Source organism: Actinomyces johnsonii (assembly GCF_006546835.1).
Classification (GTDB): Bacteria; Actinomycetota; Actinomycetes; order Actinomycetales; family Actinomycetaceae; genus Actinomyces; species Actinomyces johnsonii.
The window spans coordinates 1-15,896 of record NZ_VICB01000029.1 but is presented as its reverse complement, the minus strand read 5'-3'; the positions used below and the strand labels follow the sequence as shown (position 1 = coordinate 15,896).

General features: G+C 66.5%; 13 protein-coding genes, 1 tRNA gene and 1 pseudogene. 7 read left to right on the top strand and 8 right to left on the bottom strand.

Annotated elements, in window-relative coordinates:
- Positions 1 to 60 precede the first annotated feature (60 nt).
- The 4 genes from FK256_RS13920 to tadA form a co-directional block, all read right to left on the bottom strand.
- Entirely contained in the window at positions 61 to 795 is a 735-nt protein-coding gene (locus FK256_RS13920) for a hypothetical protein (protein ID WP_244936474.1), read from the bottom strand.
- Positions 792 to 1,004 carry a hypothetical protein gene (locus tag FK256_RS13915; protein WP_009234529.1) on the bottom strand — a complete coding sequence of 71 codons (213 nt, stop codon included), beginning with the start codon at positions 1,002 to 1,004 and terminating at the stop codon, positions 792 to 794. The genes FK256_RS13920 and FK256_RS13915 overlap by 4 nt, the downstream gene beginning before the upstream one ends.
- A gap of 321 nt (positions 1,005 to 1,325) precedes the next feature.
- A tRNA-Ser gene (locus FK256_RS14375) sits at positions 1,326 to 1,414 on the bottom strand.
- Positions 1,415 to 1,497: 83 nt separating this feature from the next.
- The gene (gene tadA, locus FK256_RS13910; RefSeq protein WP_141425161.1) at positions 1,498 to 1,965 is read right to left on the bottom strand and encodes a tRNA adenosine(34) deaminase TadA; all 468 of its coding nucleotides are present in this window, start codon (positions 1,963 to 1,965) and stop codon (positions 1,498 to 1,500) included.
- A gap of 241 nt (positions 1,966 to 2,206) precedes the next feature.
- Here tadA and betT point away from each other — a divergent pair, with 241 nt between their 5' ends.
- The gene (gene betT / locus FK256_RS13905) at positions 2,207 to 4,426 is read left to right on the top strand and encodes a choline BCCT transporter BetT (protein ID WP_034471675.1); all 2,220 of its coding nucleotides are present in this window, start codon (positions 2,207 to 2,209) and stop codon (positions 4,424 to 4,426) included.
- 105 nt (positions 4,427 to 4,531) lie between these two features.
- Here the strand turns inward: betT and FK256_RS13900 are convergent, their stop codons facing one another.
- From FK256_RS13900 to FK256_RS13885, 4 genes are all read right to left on the bottom strand, one after another.
- A complete protein-coding gene (locus tag FK256_RS13900) occupies positions 4,532 to 5,395 on the bottom strand; it encodes an aldo/keto reductase (protein ID WP_141425160.1) in 864 nt (287 codons plus the stop codon).
- Between the two features lie 135 nt (positions 5,396 to 5,530).
- Entirely contained in the window at positions 5,531 to 6,892 is a 1,362-nt protein-coding gene (locus tag FK256_RS13895) for an FtsX-like permease family protein (RefSeq protein WP_141425159.1), read from the bottom strand.
- A complete protein-coding gene (locus tag FK256_RS13890) occupies positions 6,889 to 7,752 on the bottom strand; it encodes an ABC transporter ATP-binding protein (protein ID WP_141425158.1) in 864 nt (287 codons plus the stop codon). Before FK256_RS13890 ends, FK256_RS13895 begins: the two co-directional genes overlap by 4 nt.
- The gene (locus FK256_RS13885; RefSeq protein ID WP_141425157.1) at positions 7,749 to 8,294 is read right to left on the bottom strand and encodes a hypothetical protein; all 546 of its coding nucleotides are present in this window, start codon (positions 8,292 to 8,294) and stop codon (positions 7,749 to 7,751) included. The genes FK256_RS13890 and FK256_RS13885 overlap by 4 nt, the downstream gene beginning before the upstream one ends.
- Positions 8,295 to 8,479: 185 nt before the next feature.
- Here FK256_RS13885 and FK256_RS13880 point away from each other — a divergent pair, with 185 nt between their 5' ends.
- From FK256_RS13880 to FK256_RS13860, 6 genes and pseudogenes are all read left to right on the top strand, one after another.
- Positions 8,480 to 9,829: a sensor histidine kinase gene (locus FK256_RS13880; RefSeq protein ID WP_141425156.1), complete on the top strand. Its 1,350-nt coding sequence runs from the start codon at positions 8,480 to 8,482 to the stop codon at positions 9,827 to 9,829.
- A gap of 43 nt (positions 9,830 to 9,872) precedes the next feature.
- Entirely contained in the window at positions 9,873 to 10,712 is an 840-nt protein-coding gene (locus tag FK256_RS13875) for a LuxR C-terminal-related transcriptional regulator (RefSeq protein ID WP_141425155.1), read from the top strand.
- 327 nt (positions 10,713 to 11,039) lie between these two features.
- A complete protein-coding gene (gene upp, locus FK256_RS13870) occupies positions 11,040 to 11,678 on the top strand; it encodes a uracil phosphoribosyltransferase (RefSeq protein WP_021607291.1) in 639 nt (212 codons plus the stop codon).
- Positions 11,679 to 11,799: 121 nt separating this feature from the next.
- Positions 11,800 to 11,997: pseudogene (locus FK256_RS14925) on the top strand (variant leucine-rich repeat-containing protein); the annotation flags it as partial.
- 360 nt (positions 11,998 to 12,357) lie between these two features.
- Positions 12,358 to 13,770: a hypothetical protein gene (locus FK256_RS13865; protein ID WP_244936472.1), complete on the top strand. Its 1,413-nt coding sequence runs from the start codon at positions 12,358 to 12,360 to the stop codon at positions 13,768 to 13,770.
- A 182-nt stretch (positions 13,771 to 13,952) separates the two neighbouring features.
- Complete coding sequence (locus FK256_RS13860) at positions 13,953 to 15,809, top strand: variant leucine-rich repeat-containing protein (RefSeq protein ID WP_141425153.1); 1,857 nt, start codon at positions 13,953 to 13,955, stop codon at positions 15,807 to 15,809.
- The last annotated feature ends 87 nt before the right edge of the window (positions 15,810 to 15,896 follow it).

Below are 15,896 nucleotides of genomic sequence, written 5' to 3'. Positions count from 1 at the left end.
AACACCACCTGACCCCACCGTGCGGTTCTGCACGGAACGTCACGCCTGCTTGAACTCGGCTCAGTACCGCTCCAACCACTCCGCAGGATGTCTCTTCGGCTGATAGCTCGCGGGAGGTGAGACCGTCCACCCCATCTCTCGGAGGACCTCTGCGGCAAGATCACCGGAAGACCGAACGATGGCTTTTGTCTGCTCCATTCTCCAACGGGCCCGGGCCCGATCAAGTTCCTGGCGCGCCTGAGGAGGATGGTCGACTCCAAGCTCCTCGATCAGCATTGTCAGGAAGTCCTCCAGTGCGGGTCGCAGCCGCGGACCGCCAACAGGGAAGTGGATGTCAGAGATCTGGGGAGTCTTCTCAGCGCCTCCCCGCTTCTTGACCGTCTTTCGTCCGCTGCCATGACCATCGCGGGACATCATGAAAGTCCAGGCGTCACGATGCGCATGAATGTGAAGGTGCGAGCAAGGAACATTTGCCAGAGGACGACGCCGGTAGTCAAGACGAGCAAGCCACTCGCCTCCACCATGGGGTCTCAGGCCGAACATCGAGCCCTCGATGATCATGTAGGGATGCTGTGTCGATATCGAACAGGTGTAAGACACGACTAGATCGAGGAGTTTCTTGCCACCGATGGACAGGACGACAGGAGCCTTCTCCTGCGGATGAACAGCTGCCTTCCAAGGGTCCTCTCCTGCGACGTCGACCTGGAACTCAGGCGCTGCCGGGCAAATCGCACGCACTGTACGAGTCAGCCCCTCCGCAAAACGGAAGGTCTGCTCATCCGCCCCGGTGATCACTTGCCAAGGAGGAACATCAAGCTGTGGTACTCGGAGAACAGCTTGAGGTCGTCCGACGGGTACTCACCGGTGTACTCCTGGGCGAGTGCAGCATCAACACTGCCGAACCGACGCTCGAGTGCGCTGACGACAGCCCTCTCTCGTGCCTCAAGCTCGGCCTGCGAGAAATGCTTGACGACTCCACGTGACGGGATAAGGGCAGTGGACATATGACTGCCTCCTTCCGTGGTCGTATACGCACTGTAGCGCATCGCTACGGCACAAACCGTGCCCTCCTCACGGACGATCAGCGATCGGGTCTCAACCAGGAGAAACCGCCCCGTCCCCGAACTGCACGAACCGGGGGTCCTACTGACCGACACCTGTCTGCACTGCACGAACCCCCGAGAGTCAGGCAGTACACCCGTCTCTCACCCAGTGACGCCCAGCCCTCGAGCAGTACGGGCACCCCGCAGTGTCGGCGTCAGAACGTCAGAGACGGAGAGGGCCCGCCGGGCAACTCGTGGTTGCTTCGGCGGGCCCTCCCGTGGTGGCGGTAGCGCTGGGATTCGAACCCAGGGTGGCTATGAACCACACAGACTTTCGAGATCTGCACCTTCGGCCGCTCGGACACGCTACCTCGCTCAAGAGGTTACACGGACGGCGGCCCGGGCCCCAACGCGGCGTCCTGCGGTATCAGTCACGACCGACGTCCGCCCTTCCTCAGCGGCGGTCGGCGAAGAATGCCGTCAGGAGGGCCTGGGACTCTTGGGCCCGCAGGCCGGCGCGCACCTCGACCTGATGGTTGGCCCGGGTGTCGCGCACGACGTCGCGCACCGAGCCGCAGGCCCCGGTCCTCGGCTCCCAGGCCCCCAGCACTAGCCGGGTCACGCGGGCCAGGACGATGGCGCCGGCGCACATGGTGCACGGCTCAAGGGTCACCACGAGGGTGCAGCCGTCCAGGTGGGAGTCGCCCAGGGCGGCGCCGGCGGCGCGCAGGGCGCGGATCTCGGCGTGCGCCGTCGGGTCGTGCTCGGTCTGGCGGGCGTTGGCGCCCTCGGCCACAACAGCCCCCTCCGGCGAGAGGATGACGGCGCCCACCGGTACCTCCCCCGCACGGCCCGCCGAGCGGGCCAGCTCCAGGGCGCGCACCATGGCGGCATCCAGCGACTGTGCAGAGGGTGAAGACATCACAGCCCCAAGGATGACAGACCCGGAATCCGGGAGGCGCCGGCCCCCGCCCGCACCGCGTTCAGTCTTCTGCATCACTCCGACGTCAGCGGGAATACATAACGGATACATCACCTCCGTTATAGGCTCCATATGAGACGTACGGCCCTGGGCTGATCTCCCAGTTGCCGTATCTTGGCACCGCCCCATGTCCCCTCAATTCCAATACGAAGTGAGTCCCCATGAAGAACGGAGCAGGTCGGTGAGCCGGTCCCCCGAAACGAGCGAGCAGAGCGAGCCCGCAGCAGACGAGCCCTCAGACCGCTCATCCCATTCCTCTGAGCACATCGCCCCATCCGAGGCACCATCCGAGGCATCGTCCGAGACGCCATCCGCCGCCCAGCTCGACAAGCAGTCCCTCAACCCGGTGGTCTTCTTCGTGTCGGCCACCATCATCGCCATCGTCGCCCTGGCCGCGATCTTCGCCCCCAAGATCGTCAACGACGCCTTCAGCACGGCCGTAACCTGGACGAGCCGCTGGTTCGGGTCCTTCTACATCCTCCTCATCACGGCCGCACTCATCTTCATCCTGGCGCTGGCCTTCTCCCGGTTCGGGCGGATCCGCCTGGGTCCGGACAACTCGACGCCGGACTTCTCCACCTTCGCCTGGACGGCCATGCTCTTCGCCGCCGGTATCGGAACCGAGATCCTGTTCTTCGCCGTCGCCGAGCCGGTCGACCAGTACATGCACCCGCCCACTGGGGACGGGCAGACCATCCAGGCCGCCCGCGACGCAATCGTCCTGTCCCTGTTCCACTACGGCATCTCCGGCTGGGGCCTGTACGCACTAGTAGGTCTGTCCATGGCCTACTTCGCCTACCGACGCCGCGACACCCTCACGCTGCGCTCCACCCTGCGCCCACTACTGGGACGGCACACCGAGGGCGTCATCGGAGACATCGTCGACGCCGCAGCACTGGTCGGCGGGGTCTTCGGAATCGCCGCTTCGCTGGGCGTCGGCGTCGTCCAGCTCAACGTGGCCCTCAACATCCTGTTCGGGCTGCCACAGGGCTTCCCCACCCAGATCGGGCTGACCGCCCTGGCCGTCATCATGGCGACGGTCTCGGCCGTCTCGGGCGTCGACCGCGGCGTGCGCGTCCTGTCCACCATCAACGTGCTGCTGGCCATCGGCCTGGCCCTGTGGGTGCTCATCACCGGCGATGCCGCTTTCCTCATCGACGCGCTCGTGGGCTCCATAGGAGACTTCTTCACCCGCTTCCCGCTGCTGACGCTGGAGACCTACGCCTACAACCGGCCCGATGAGTGGCTCAATGCCTGGACCCTGTTCTTCTGGGCCTGGTGGATCGCCTGGGCGGCCTTCGTGGGCATGTTCCTGGCCCGCATCTCGCGCGGCCGCACCATCCGCCAGTTCGTGCTCGGCAGCCTCCTGCTGCCCTTCTGCTACATCCTCATGTGGGTGGCCATCTTCGGCAATCACGCCCTCGACCTGGTCATCCGCGGCAACGGCGAATTCCGGGACCTCACCCTGGACCAGCCCGAGCAGGGCCTGTACTGGATGCTGGAGCACCTGCCGGGCCAGAAGATCCTCATCGCACTGGCCCTGTTCATCGGCATCCTCTTCTACGTCACCAGCGCCGACTCCGGCGCCCTGGTCATGGCCAACCTCTCCAGCCGCATCCGCTCGGCGCGCCAGGACGCCGCCGCCTGGCTGCGGATTTTCTGGGCCGCCCTGACCGGGATCCTGACCATCGCCATGCTCGTGGCCGGCGGCATCCCCATCCTCCAGCAGGCCACGATCGTCATGGCGCTGCCCTTCTCCGGAGTGCTCATCCTCATCATGTACACCCTGTGGCGATCCCTGAGCACCGAAGACTCCTACAACCAGGCCCTGTCCATCGCCAACCGTAATCGTGCCCTCGGTTTCAACGGGACGGCCGCCGGCCTGGAGCAGACGCCCTGGCGCGAGCGCCTGGTCCACACCCTCAACTCCGTCTCCCCCGACGAGGCCAGCCACGCCCTCGAGCGGCGCATCGTGCCGGCCATGGAAGCGGTGGCCACCGAACTGCGCAAGGAGAACGTCTCCGCCGAGGTCTTCGTCGAGGGCCCCGAGGCGCAAGACCCCGACGACGAGCGCACCTTCCTAGGACGGGCCAGCCTGGTCGTCTCCGCCGCCCCGGCCACGACGGAGAGCGGCGAGGAGCAGTCCAGCTCCATCGACTCCTTCCGATACGTCGTGCGCATGGTGGTCACACCCGTACCCTCCTACGGCTTCGCCGTCCACGAGGCCGACGACCTCACGGTGCGCCTCGAAGTGCGCCCGCACAGCGGCGGCCAGGGCTACGACGTCGTCGACTGGAACTCCGACCAAGTGGCCCACGATGTGCTCGACCACTACGAGCGCTGGCTGGAGTACGTGGGCACCTCCGAGAAGACCGAGTCCCGGTTCTCACGCCGGTTCTAAATTCGCCCCGGTAGAGACATTCGACGCCGCCGGGGGAANNTCCCCCGGCGGCGTCGAATGTTTCCGCTCATGTGATAGGCCCCCAGTAGGAAGAGGGCGGGAGGGTTAGTCCTCCTCGACCGTGAAGGAGGCGAGGCGCTCCTGGAAGGCAGGGTCGTAGTGGTCCACAACACCCCGTCCCTCGTCGAGGGCCGCGATGGTCTGCAGGTCGGCGTCGTCGAGCTGGAAGTCGGTGACGTCGAGGTTGGTGACCATGCGCTCGCGGTGGACCGTCTTGGGGATGACGATGATGCCCAGCTGGATGAGGTAGCGCAGCGCCACCTGGGCGGCGGTCTTGCCGTACTTCTCGCCGACGGCGGTGAGCACCGGGTGGGTGAAGATGTTGTTGCGGCCCTGGGCCAACGGTCCCCAGGACTCCAGGGCGGTGCCGTACTTGGCGTACCAGGCGCGGTTGTCGGCCTGCTGATTGAAGACGTGGGTCTCCATCTGGTTGACGGCCGGAGGCACCTCGACGTGCTGCGCCAGGTCCACGAAGCGATCGGGGAAGAAGTTGGAGACGCCGATGGCGCGGACCTTGCCGGCGGCCAGGGCCTTCTCCATGGCGCGGTAGGTGCCGTAGTAATCGCCGAAGGGCTGGTGGACTAAGAGCAGGTCGATGTAGTCGGTGCGCAGGCGGCGCAGGGAGCCGTCGATGGAGCGAGCGGCGCGCTCGTCCCCGGCGTTGGAGAACCACACCTTGGTGGTCACGAAGACGTCTTCGCGGGGCAGCCCACAGGCGGCGACGGCGGCTCCCACGCCCTCCTCGTTGCGGTAGGCCTGAGCGGTGTCGACGTGGCGGTAGCCGACCTCGAAGGCCTCGAGCACGGCCCGCTCGGTCTCCTCCGGTGGGGTCAGGAAGACGCCGTAGCCGATCTGCGGGATGTCGACGCCGTTGTTGAGAGTGATGGTGGGGGCGGAGTCAATGGCCATGAGTTCTCCTTCAATCTCCTTCAAAGCGGTCGGTGCGGGCAACCTAGCCCCGCAGGCGGGTGCGACGTCAGCCCCTTTCGCGCCCGGCCCAACCGGCGCGTCGGCGGGATCAGTCGGCGGGGCCGGCGGCGAAGCTCAGTCGCGGGCGCGCAGCACCTGCCTCAGGGCCTGCTCGCCCGCGAGTGCCCCGGCGCGGGCGGAGACGACGACGGCCAGACAGGTGGTCGCCAGGGTCGCCGCGCACACGAGGCCCAGCGTCGTCCAGGGGAAGTCCGCCAGAATGCCGACCAGGGACCGGTGCAGAGCCTCGGACAGGAGGACGGCCGTGCCCACGGTGACGAGCAGGCCGAGGATGGTTGCAGCGGCGGCATGGAGAAATCCCTCGAGGACCTCGATAACCAGGACGTCGCGCTCCATGGCTCCGGCGGCGCGCAGGAGGGCGGCGTCACGGCGACGTCGGCCCGCGCTCATGGCGATGACGGCCACGCCCCCGGTCCAGGACACGAGGAAGGGCAACCCGAACACGGAGGAGAATGCGTCGGCGCTCACGTCGGGGGAGACCGAGGCCGGACCGAAGGCGATGGCGACCAGCCCGATTGTCACCACGAAGGGTAGGACGGTGGCCGCCGAGCGGCGCGTCTCCAGGGCGCAGGTGCGTCCGGCGACGTGCCAGGCGACGCCGGGGCTCGGGATGAGGGCGGAGAGCAGGCGCTCCAGCACCGGACTGAGCCAGCTGCACAGGATGCACACGAGGATCAGTCCGCTCAGGGCGCCGCCGAAGACCGCCATGAAGATGTCTTCCCCATTCGTCCCGTTGCGGATGACGAGGAACTCGGCAGCCCACCCTGCCGCGGCGGCAGCGGCCCAGAGCAGCCGCAGAAGGCCTTTGAGGACTCGTCCCGCGCTCCAATGTGCTCTCTGCCCGCCCGACCCGCGCAGCAGCAGGGCCTCCGGGGTGCGCGAGGCACGTTTGGCGGCGCCCCGACCGCCCATGACAAGGGTGCCGGCGCTGATGATCGCGGTCCAGATAAGGTCGGCGGGTTTCCACTGAGGCACCGCGCCGGGCAGGGCGGCCCCGTCGGAGATGAGCCGGTGCATCATGAACCGGCTGATGGGCAGGCTCAACGGCACCGCGGCGAGAGAGGCGAGCGTCCCGAGGGCGAGGAGCTGGCCCTGGATGACCAGGCGAACCATCGAGGGGCTCATGCCCAGGGCCTTCCACAGCCCGTGGTCGCGCTCTCGCTGGGAGACCGCGAGGTTGCTAGTGGAGGACAGGACGGCCACGGCGGCGAAGACGACCCCAATGATGATGATGCCTGAGACGGATTCGGCCCCATCGATCATTGTGGGGTCTCCAGCAGCCTCCGCAGCAGCGAAGGCACCATGAGCGACCCGGAACTGGCCAGCGACGGCAGAGGCGGCCACGACGGCGACGACGGCGGTCCACGCCCAGGAGCCGGCGTGGTGGCGCAGGTCGGACAGGAGCAGAAGGATCATCGGGAGCCTCCGGCACCGCGGGCGGACAGGACGGCGGCGGAGATGGCGGCGGGGTCGCCCCCGGGCAGGGAGGCGACGAGGCGGCCGGCGTCCATGACGAGGACGTGCTGGGCCCGGGCGGCAGCTGCGGCGTCGTGCGTCACCATGAGGACAGTGGCCGGTTGATGCACGGGGGAAGAGAACTCAGCTGGGGCGGGCACGGCGCTAGGCACAGCACCGGGGCCTCCGGCGAGCTCGGCGAGCCAGTCGAGGACGGTCGCGGCGGCGGCGACGTCGAGGGCGGCCGTGGGCTCATCGGCGAAGACAATGTCGGGACGGGAGGCCAGGACGCGGGCGATGGCCACGCGCTGGCGCTCGCCGCCGCTCATCTGGTGAGGCAGGTGGCGGGCCTGCTCGCTCAGACCCACACGCTCAAGGGCGTCGTCGACGGCAGTGCGGCTCAGGGGTCTGCGGCGCAGGCGACCGGGCAGGGCGACGTTGTCGCGCGCGGACAGGGAGGTGACGAGGTTGTCGTCCTGGAAGACGAAGCCGACGTGCCGGGCCCGGAAGCGGGCAGCGGGCCGGGGGCGAAGCGAGCTCGTCCGGGTGCCGAGGAGCTGGACGGTGCCGGCAGTGGGGATGTCGAGCCCGGCGATGCACTGCAGGAGGGTTGACTTGCCGCAGCCGGAGGCGCCGACCAGGGCGGTGAAGCTACCGGCGGGCAGGGCGAGGTCGACACCGTTGAGCGCGGTGACGTCGGCGTTGCGGCGCCCTTGGACGCGGAAGACGCGGGTGAGTCCGGCTACCTCGATGGCCGGCGGTGCCTGCGGCCCCTGATTGTCGGCACTGACTGTGGCGGGACGGTCCTGGCGACGGATCATGACAGGCCCCAAACCCCTGCGACCGCAACGACGAGCCAGGTGAGGACGGATACTGCTCGGCTTCCCGTCAGGATCCCCAGTCCCCATCGCGCGACCAGCCTCCTCAGCCAGGGTCCCATGATGGTCAGCAGCGCGGCCAGGATCGAGGGCAGCCAGGTCCGCACGCCGGCGCCGCTCATCCTGGCGAGCAGCTGACGCGACTCCACCAGGAGGTCGTGCACCCAGGCCGCCGCTCCCCCACCCGGCGTGGCCACCCCCAGCAGCTGCGTCAGCTGCCGTCCGACGATGACGATCAGCAGCGCCAGCACCAGGGCCTCGGCGCCCACCGCCACGTACCAGCGCGTGTAGGCCCGATGCCGTTCATGGATCCGCACCTTATCGGAGTCCGTTGGCAGCGCCGGCTCGTCGAATCCCGCCCCGAACACCTCGGTACCGGCGGAGGCCTGGAAGCGGGTGGATGTGCGGGCCGTCCCCGAAGAGGCGGGGCCGAAGGCGTCGCAGGCGACGGCTGCAGTGCATGGAAGGAACGGGTCGAGGCTCATGTGCACCAGTTCACTCGCGACCGGCCGCCATCGCACTGGTGCTCGCCCCCGTCTTCGTATCCGGCTAACCCCACCTCGCTCCACCGGAGCGTCCACCACTTCAGGGGTGCCAGCACCACCCCGGGGTGCCAGCACGGGGGCCAGCACGAGTGCGTCCCGTCCCTGAGCCGGTTAGCGTCGTCGGCATGATCTCTGTGCCACCCGGCGTTTCATCCGTCGAGCGCCGTCCCGCCTGGTATCGCCGACGACGTCGGTGGATCGGCATCATCGGATGGGAGTTCCTGCACGCCGCGTTGTGGATACCGTCGATTCCCCTCCTCATCCCCGTCATTCTGCTGTTCCATCTCACGGTACCGCTAAGGGCGTCGCTGGAGCGCATCGTTGCGCGTCGCATAGGGGTGGAGGCCCCCTCCGGTCGGAAGAAGGGGGAGCGCAAGACCCCGTGGCTGCTGGCGCGCGTCGCTCACGTGGAGTTCTGGCGGCAGGACCTGCCCCTGTGCCTGGGAGGCCTGGCGCTGACCACGGCATCGTTCTTCATCAGCGGGTTCTTCGGGGCCTTGGCCGTCACCAGCATCCTGGCGCCCTTCATGGCCTCTCCCGAGGCGCCCATCACGCTTCATCTGGGCATCCAGGAGGTGACGGTGACCGAGCCGCAGAACGCCTGGCCGCTGGTGCCGGCTGGGCTGGTCAGCCTTATCCCCGCCTTTGGGGCGCTCCTGGGCTTCGGAATACTGCGGCTGCTGTTAGTGGAAGCACTGTCGGGTGAGCGCAAAAGGCAGCGCCTGGAGCAGCTGACCGCCGAGGTCGGCCACCTCACGGCCAGCCGAGCCACCCTCATGGACGCCTTCGAGGCCGAGCGCACCCGCATCGAGCGGGACCTGCACGACGGCGCCCAGCAGGACCTCGTCGCCCTCACCATGAGTCTGGGCGGGCTGCGCCTGGCCGCCGAGTCCCTGCCAGACGACGAGGCCACAACCACGTCCCGGACCGCGCTGCTAAAAGGGATCGACACGGCGCAGGACCGCGCCGAGACGGCCCTGCGGGACCTGCGCGAGACCGTGCGCGGTATCCGTCCGGCGGTCCTGTCCGAGCGCGGCCTGGCACCGGCGCTGAAGGACCTGACAGGCCGGGCACCGCTGCCGACCAGCATCGTCGTCGACGCCGAGGAGGCTGACCTGGCCCAGATCTCGCAGCCTGTGGCAACGGTCGTCTACTTCGCGGTGGCCGAGGCGCTGACGAACGCCGCCAAGCACGCCCGAGCCGAGAGCGCGACAATCACGCTGCGCTGCACGGGCACGGGGCTGAGCACCGTCGTAACTGACGAAGGACGCGGCGGGGCGGACCCCGAGCGGGAGAATGCCACCGGGCTGCGGGGCATGGCGCAGCGGGTGGAGTCCATCGGCGGGCGGCTGAAGGTCAGCTCCCCCGAGGGCGCCGGGACGCGGCTGACGATCACGGCGCCGCTGACCCCACCGTGGGGCACGGACGATCCGGAGGATGACCGGGAGCGTGAGCAGCCTGGACAGGCCCCGTAACCATCACCCACACCCGACCATCCGTCTGAGGCAGGATGTGCCCATGAGGATCCTGCTCGCCGACGACGCCGCCCTCCTGCGCGAGGGTCTGGCAGGGCTTCTGACCACCGCCGGGCACAAGGTCGTGGCGCAGGTGGCCGATGCCGACGCGCTGCGCACCGAGGTCGAGCGCCTGGCCGCCGCCGGGGAACTGCCCGACATCGTCGTCACCGACGTGCGAATGCCACCGACGGGCACGGATGACGGACTGCGCGCCGCCATCGACCTGCGCCGGGCCCACCCGGGTCTGCCGGTGGTGGTGCTGAGCGCTTACGTGGCCGGGCCCTACGTGCAGGACCTGCTCGAGGAGACTGAGTCCCCGGCGTCCCCGGCCGGGTCCGGCGGCGCCGTGGGCTACCTGCTCAAGGAGCGCGTGGGGCGGGTGGCGGACTTCCTACACTCGCTCGACGTCGTCGTGGGCGGCGGAGTGGTCATCGACCCGGAGGTGGTCTCCCACCTCATGAAGGCGGCGCGGGCCGCCGGTTCCAGGGCCGGTGGGGCTGCGGAGACCACGGCAGGCCCAGCAGCGGTTGCCCCTACCGCACCGTCCGGTTTTCAGACGCCGGCGCCGATCGGGACGGTCTCCCCGTCGACGCCGTCGGGCGGAATCGCGAGCGCAGTGCCGGGCGGAGCGGGCCTGGACCGGCTGACGCGGCGCGAGCAGGAGGTGCTCGAGCTCATGGCGCAGGGGCTGTCGAACGCCCAGATCGCCGAGCGACTGGTGCTCTCCGACGGTGCGGTGGCCAAGCACGTGGCGAACATTTTCCGGGGGCTGGACCTGCAGCCGGGCGAGGAGAACCGGCGCGTGCGGGCAGTTCTGGCCTGGCTGCACGCCCGCGCCTGAGCCTGGCCGCACAGCGCAGTGGTCACGGAGGCCGAAACGGCCCTCACGGCGTACCTGATGTCCAAATCGGAGACAAAGAAGCCGACGCGGTCTTCAGACCTCCGACAGAACCGCGGAATCATGCGGTTCTTATCTGACACCTTGAACCCGTTTCGGGTCTTTGTCACCGATTTGGACACGAAGTGACCAGCACTGCGGAACTTCGACGGGGATTCCGACGCCGGCCGCCTCCCGATCACTGAGGTGGCATGGTCACGCAGTGGGCGCAGACGCCGCCGGCGCGGCGTTGGGGCGGTGTATGCCCGGCTGCGGCATTAGGCTGTCTCCATGCGCCTCCACGTTGCCGACCACCCCCTCATCGACCACAAGCTCTCCGTCCTGCGCGACGAGAAGACGCCGTCGGCGGTCTTCCGTCAGCTGGTGGACGAGCTCGTCACCCTGCTCGCCTACGAGGCCACCCGCGAGGTGCGCACCGAGGAGGTGGAGATCCGCACCCCTGTGGCGCTGGCGCAGTGCCGCCGTCTGGCCGACCCGCGGCCGATCGTCGTGCCGATCCTGCGCGCGGGCCTGGGGATGCTGGAGGGTATGACGCGTCTGCTGCCCACCGCGGAGGTCGGCTTCCTGGGGATGAAGCGCGACGAGGACACCCTGGAGGTGGAGACCTACGCCAACCGTCTGCCCGACGACCTCTCGGGCCGCCAGTGCTTCGTCATCGACCCCATGCTGGCCACCGGGCACACCCTCGTGGCGGCCATCGACTACCTGCTCGAGCGCGGGGCGCGCGACGTCACCGCGCTGTGCCTCATCGCCGCCCCCGAGGGGGTCAGGACGCTAGAGGAGGCGGTCGGCGAGCGGGCGAACGTCACGGTCGTGACCGCCGGCGTCGACGAGCGGCTCAACGAGCACGCCTACATCGTGCCCGGGCTCGGCGACGCCGGGGACCGTCTCTACGGCATCGTCGACTGAGCCGGCGGCCCCCTCTATCGGATCGCGGCTCTAGTCCGACGCGGAGCCGGGCGCGCGGAGCCGGGCGCCGGTGGTCCGATTCGGCGACCTCGGGCCCTGGATTTCGTTAGGCTCGGGAGACATGACGACGGGGCACTCACCATCTTCCGGAGATTACGATGCCACGATGGCGGCCAGCAGATTCGCCTCGCCGCAAGACCTTGAGCGAATCGCGCAGGCCCGCCCCGACCTGCACTCGATCCTGGCGGCGAACCCGTCGATCCCGCCCCAGGTCCTCTCGGTGCTGGAGCGCTCCGACGATGACGTGGTCCAGGAGATTCTGGCGCGACGGACTGGGCAGGGTGCGAGCCAATCCGCCGGAATGACACCGCCCGCATGGCCGGGGCAGCCGCAGATTCCCGGCCAGATCGATGCGATGGCGCCAACAATGGCGGTGGCGCCCCAGCCGCAGCAGGCCTCTGGATACGGGGCGGCGCCCCAGGGCTACGATGGCGCTCCGCCGACGGCGCCCGGCGCCATGGCTCCGGGCGCCGCACCTCAGGGTTACGGATACGGGACGGGCGCCGGGCCCCAGCCAAGTCCCTTGCCACAGGATTCCTCTCAGGCGGCTCAACCCGTTGCTTTGCCGCCACCGTCCCAGCACTACTCGGCTCCGTCGATGCAGTCGGCGGCGCAGCCCATGGAGCAGCAGCCCGCGATGCCGCCCGGAGTACCGGCTGGAGCGCCGCCGGGATATATGCAAGGGCAGAGCCAGATCACGGCTCCGGCGTACGGCGCACCGATGTATGCGCCGACGATTCAGCCCCCGAAAAGACGGGGTCTCAAGGTACTCGCAATCGTTCTGCCGATCGTTCTGCTTCTGACCGGGGGCGGTGTGGCCGCCTGGTACTTCTTCGGATCGTCGAGCACGTCAGTAGTCACTTTCAGGACCTCTCTAATAGACTCTTGGGCCCAGGGCGCACAGGAGTCGTGGAGCGTCGACGTCGCCTCCGACGCCGAACCGTACGTTATTGGCGATTATTTCCTGACCTATGAGAAGTCGAGTAACACACTCACCGGATACTCGTCGCTGGACAAGGGGATGGAAGAGTCATGGCGCGTCGAGCTCGCCGACGACGTCTACCAGTCCTCCTACTCCTCTTTTTCCCCTTCATTTCAGAACTGGGGAAACAGCAGACTCATCTATCGTCATCAGATGATCGACCTGAAAACCGGAGAGGAGAGCTCTCCCCCATGGGGCAAGGAGGACTCCGCCGTAATCGCCGGCGGCGTAGCAGTCAGCTGCAACTCCGACGACCGCTGTACCGCCTGGGAATCGCCGAGTAAAAAACGATGGAGCAAAACCATCAAGGGAGCGAAAGAGTTTGCAAAGCAATCCGCTGTGTCGAACACGGAGATCCTTATGCGGGGAGGAAAGGAGTACACCGCCTTCTGCAACATCGTGATCGACCTCAGGACCGGCGACACGATACACCTGGGAAAGAAGGGCGAAGTCTCAAAGGACACGGCCGTTGTCTACATTAAAGACGGATGGTTGCTCTACAGTAAAGACGAAACCTCATCAGAGGACAATCTGAAATGGAATGTCACCGTATATGACACTCAGGGAAGCAAAAAGAGCAGCTACACAATAAAGCCCTCCGAGAGTAAGGATCCGGTATTTCCGAACAACACCCTCCTTACAGCCGAACAACATCAAAAATACTTCAGTGAACGAGAATACGATGAAGCCCCTCTGACGATCTCCAGAGACAGCTCCGGCGGCTGCATCTCAAAACTCACCCCTAAGAACGGTCAGTCATTCTCCGCTCCCACGTCCACCAAGCACAGCTCCAGCAGTGATGATGACGATGCCCCATGCCCGACGTACGCCTCGATCTCCTCACAAGGAAGCATTGCAAGCCTCACCGCCTGGGAACACAGCGACCCTAATTCTGCGCTTCTTCTCATGAACACCAGAACTGGAAAGGAGATCAAATTCAAAGAAATCGACTGGAAGAGCGGAGACTCGCTCATCATGGCAGAATATGATCTCATCATCGGTTATGATAAGGAGCACGGGAAGGCCATCGGCTTCAAGCCCGAGTCATAACCCAGCACCGCCCGGCACCCCGAATCCCGAGTAGACGGGTATCCGCGAGCGGGCCCCGGCGAGGCCGTCTTTACCACCTCGACGACCGTTCCGACAGCCCCTCATCGGCGTATCCGAGGTCGACAGGTCCCCATGGCTCGATTCGCGCCCTCACACCGTAAACTCCGGTAGGCTTCGAAGCTATGACAACGGGGTACCCTCCTTCTTCAGGCGACAACGACGCGACCATCGCGGCAGATGGATTCGCCCCTTCTCACGATCTTCAACGTATCGCGGCCACCCGCCCCGACTTGCACCCGATCCTGGCCGTGAACCCGGCGACGCCGCAGTCCGTCCTCGACCTGCTGGCGCATTCCGACAACGTTGCCGTCAAGGAGGCTTTGGCACGGCGGTCCAGACAGGGGACGGCCCAGACGGATGAGGCTGCACCTCCGGCGCAGTCGCAGGCCTCGGAGCAGATTGACACCATGGCACCGACGATGGCGGTGGGGGCGGCGCGGCCGCAGCAGTCCACCGGTTATGGGAGTGCGCCCCAGGGATACGGCACGGTGACTGGGGCCCCGGGGTCAACGGACATCGCGCAGCCGCCCGGCGCCGACAGGCCGACTTCGCAACCGTCTGTCCCTTCTGCTTCCCCTGTGGCGCAGCCGGGACCCCAACAAACGGGCTCCATCGGATACCCGGCGATGAATCAGCCCGCCATGGGAGCGCCGCCCGGGCAGCCGGCCTTCAATGGCCCACCGGTGCAAGCAGCACCGGCACTGCGTCCGAAGCGACGGCGCGGAGCCACGGCGGTAGCGGTCTTCCTCCCCATCATCCTGGTCCTCGCCGCAACCGGTGGGGCGTGCTGGTACTTCTTCGGACCATCGGACACGAAGATCATCAACCGGCACATCGAGTTGTCGGACGACTGGAAGGACGGCTCCGTCAAGAAGTGGGACGCCGACGTCGCGGCCAGCGCGACGCCGCTGGTTGTCGGTGACCACTTCCTCACCTACGAGAGTTCGAACCACACTCTGACTGCCTACACGATCGCCGACAGCGGGATGACGAAGGCGTGGGACCTCGAGGTCGGGGGCGACAGTTCGGACCCCTCCACCTCGTTCGAGTCGGCGGCGTACTCGTGGGGTGATGACAAGGTTGTTTACGGGCCGACGATCATCGATCTGAGCTCGGGTAAGCAAGGTTCTGTACCGTGGAGCGAGAGCCAGTCGGCCATCATCGCCGACGGAATAGCCATCAGCTGCGACACCGAAAATCAGTGCACAGCATGGGAGTCCCCTCAGAAGAAGAAGTGGACCATCACCATCCCAGCCGAGGACGGGGTAAACTTCTCGTCAATGCGAGGCAATGTGAATGTTGTGACGCACAAGAAGCACAAGTACATCACCATCAATAACGTCGTCCTCGACCTTGCCGACGGCAAGACCAAGGTGCTTGGCGGGGACAAAGCGAAAGCGACGACCAACACCGACTACGCCGAAGATGGTTGGGTGGTCTACGAGAAAAATGCTCTTAACCCGGGCCCCGACGACCCATGGAGTGTCGTCGAGTACGATCTCGACGGAAAGCAATTGTCAGCTTACTTCGTGGACCCAAAGAAAGAAGAAAGCCCTCTCATTTATCCCGAACATTACCTTCTGACAATTAAGCAGATCCACGCATACCATAAGAAGAACGAGTCGCCCGCCCCCATGACGGGTCTTCGAGACTCAGGGTCCTCCTGCATCAATATGCTTGTCCCCAAGGTTGGAAAAAGCTTCACGATCCCCAATCTGGAGAAGAAGAAGGAGAACGAGGCTTTCTGCGCCTCCGGCGCCACACTCTCTCCAAAGAAGAAGGCGGTCAAACTCAAGGCACAAGCACAGGTCGATCCGAATGCCTTCCTTTATCTCATGGACGTCAAAAGGGAGAAACAGGTCGAATTTGCCGGGATTTTCTGGGAGAGAGGTGATTCTCTGATCGTCGTCAAACCTGACCTCATCATCGGCTACATGCGCGACCTGGGGAAGGCCCGCGGCTACAAGCCTGAACTGTGATCAGGTCGGCCTCGCACCCGTCTCCGAACCTCAGCGGAGACATTCCACGCGGCCGGATACTCCCCCGGTGGGGTCTGGTGGTGGATG

Excerpts from the sequence above, each read along its gene's own strand:
- FK256_RS13875 (WP_141425155.1), top strand. The coding sequence starts at position 9,873 with ATGAGGATCCTGCTCGCCGACGACGCCGCCCTCCTGCGCGAGGGTCTG.
- FK256_RS13895 (WP_141425159.1), bottom strand. The coding sequence starts at position 6,892 with ATGATCCTTCTGCTCCTGTCCGACCTGCGCCACCACGCCGGCTCCTGG.
- FK256_RS13880 (WP_141425156.1), top strand. The coding sequence starts at position 8,480 with ATGATCTCTGTGCCACCCGGCGTTTCATCCGTCGAGCGCCGTCCCGCC.
- tadA (WP_141425161.1), bottom strand. The coding sequence starts at position 1,965 with ATGTCTTCACCCTCTGCACAGTCGCTGGATGCCGCCATGGTGCGCGCC.
- FK256_RS13865 (WP_244936472.1), top strand. The coding sequence starts at position 12,358 with ATGGAGCAGCAGCCCGCGATGCCGCCCGGAGTACCGGCTGGAGCGCCG.
- FK256_RS13890 (WP_141425158.1), bottom strand. The coding sequence starts at position 7,752 with ATGATCCGTCGCCAGGACCGTCCCGCCACAGTCAGTGCCGACAATCAG.
- FK256_RS13900 (WP_141425160.1), bottom strand. The coding sequence starts at position 5,395 with ATGGCCATTGACTCCGCCCCCACCATCACTCTCAACAACGGCGTCGAC.
- FK256_RS13860 (WP_141425153.1), top strand. The coding sequence starts at position 13,953 with ATGACAACGGGGTACCCTCCTTCTTCAGGCGACAACGACGCGACCATC.
- upp (WP_021607291.1), top strand. The coding sequence starts at position 11,040 with ATGCGCCTCCACGTTGCCGACCACCCCCTCATCGACCACAAGCTCTCC.
- FK256_RS13915 (WP_009234529.1), bottom strand. The coding sequence starts at position 1,004 with ATGTCCACTGCCCTTATCCCGTCACGTGGAGTCGTCAAGCATTTCTCG.
- FK256_RS13885 (WP_141425157.1), bottom strand. The coding sequence starts at position 8,294 with ATGAGCCTCGACCCGTTCCTTCCATGCACTGCAGCCGTCGCCTGCGAC.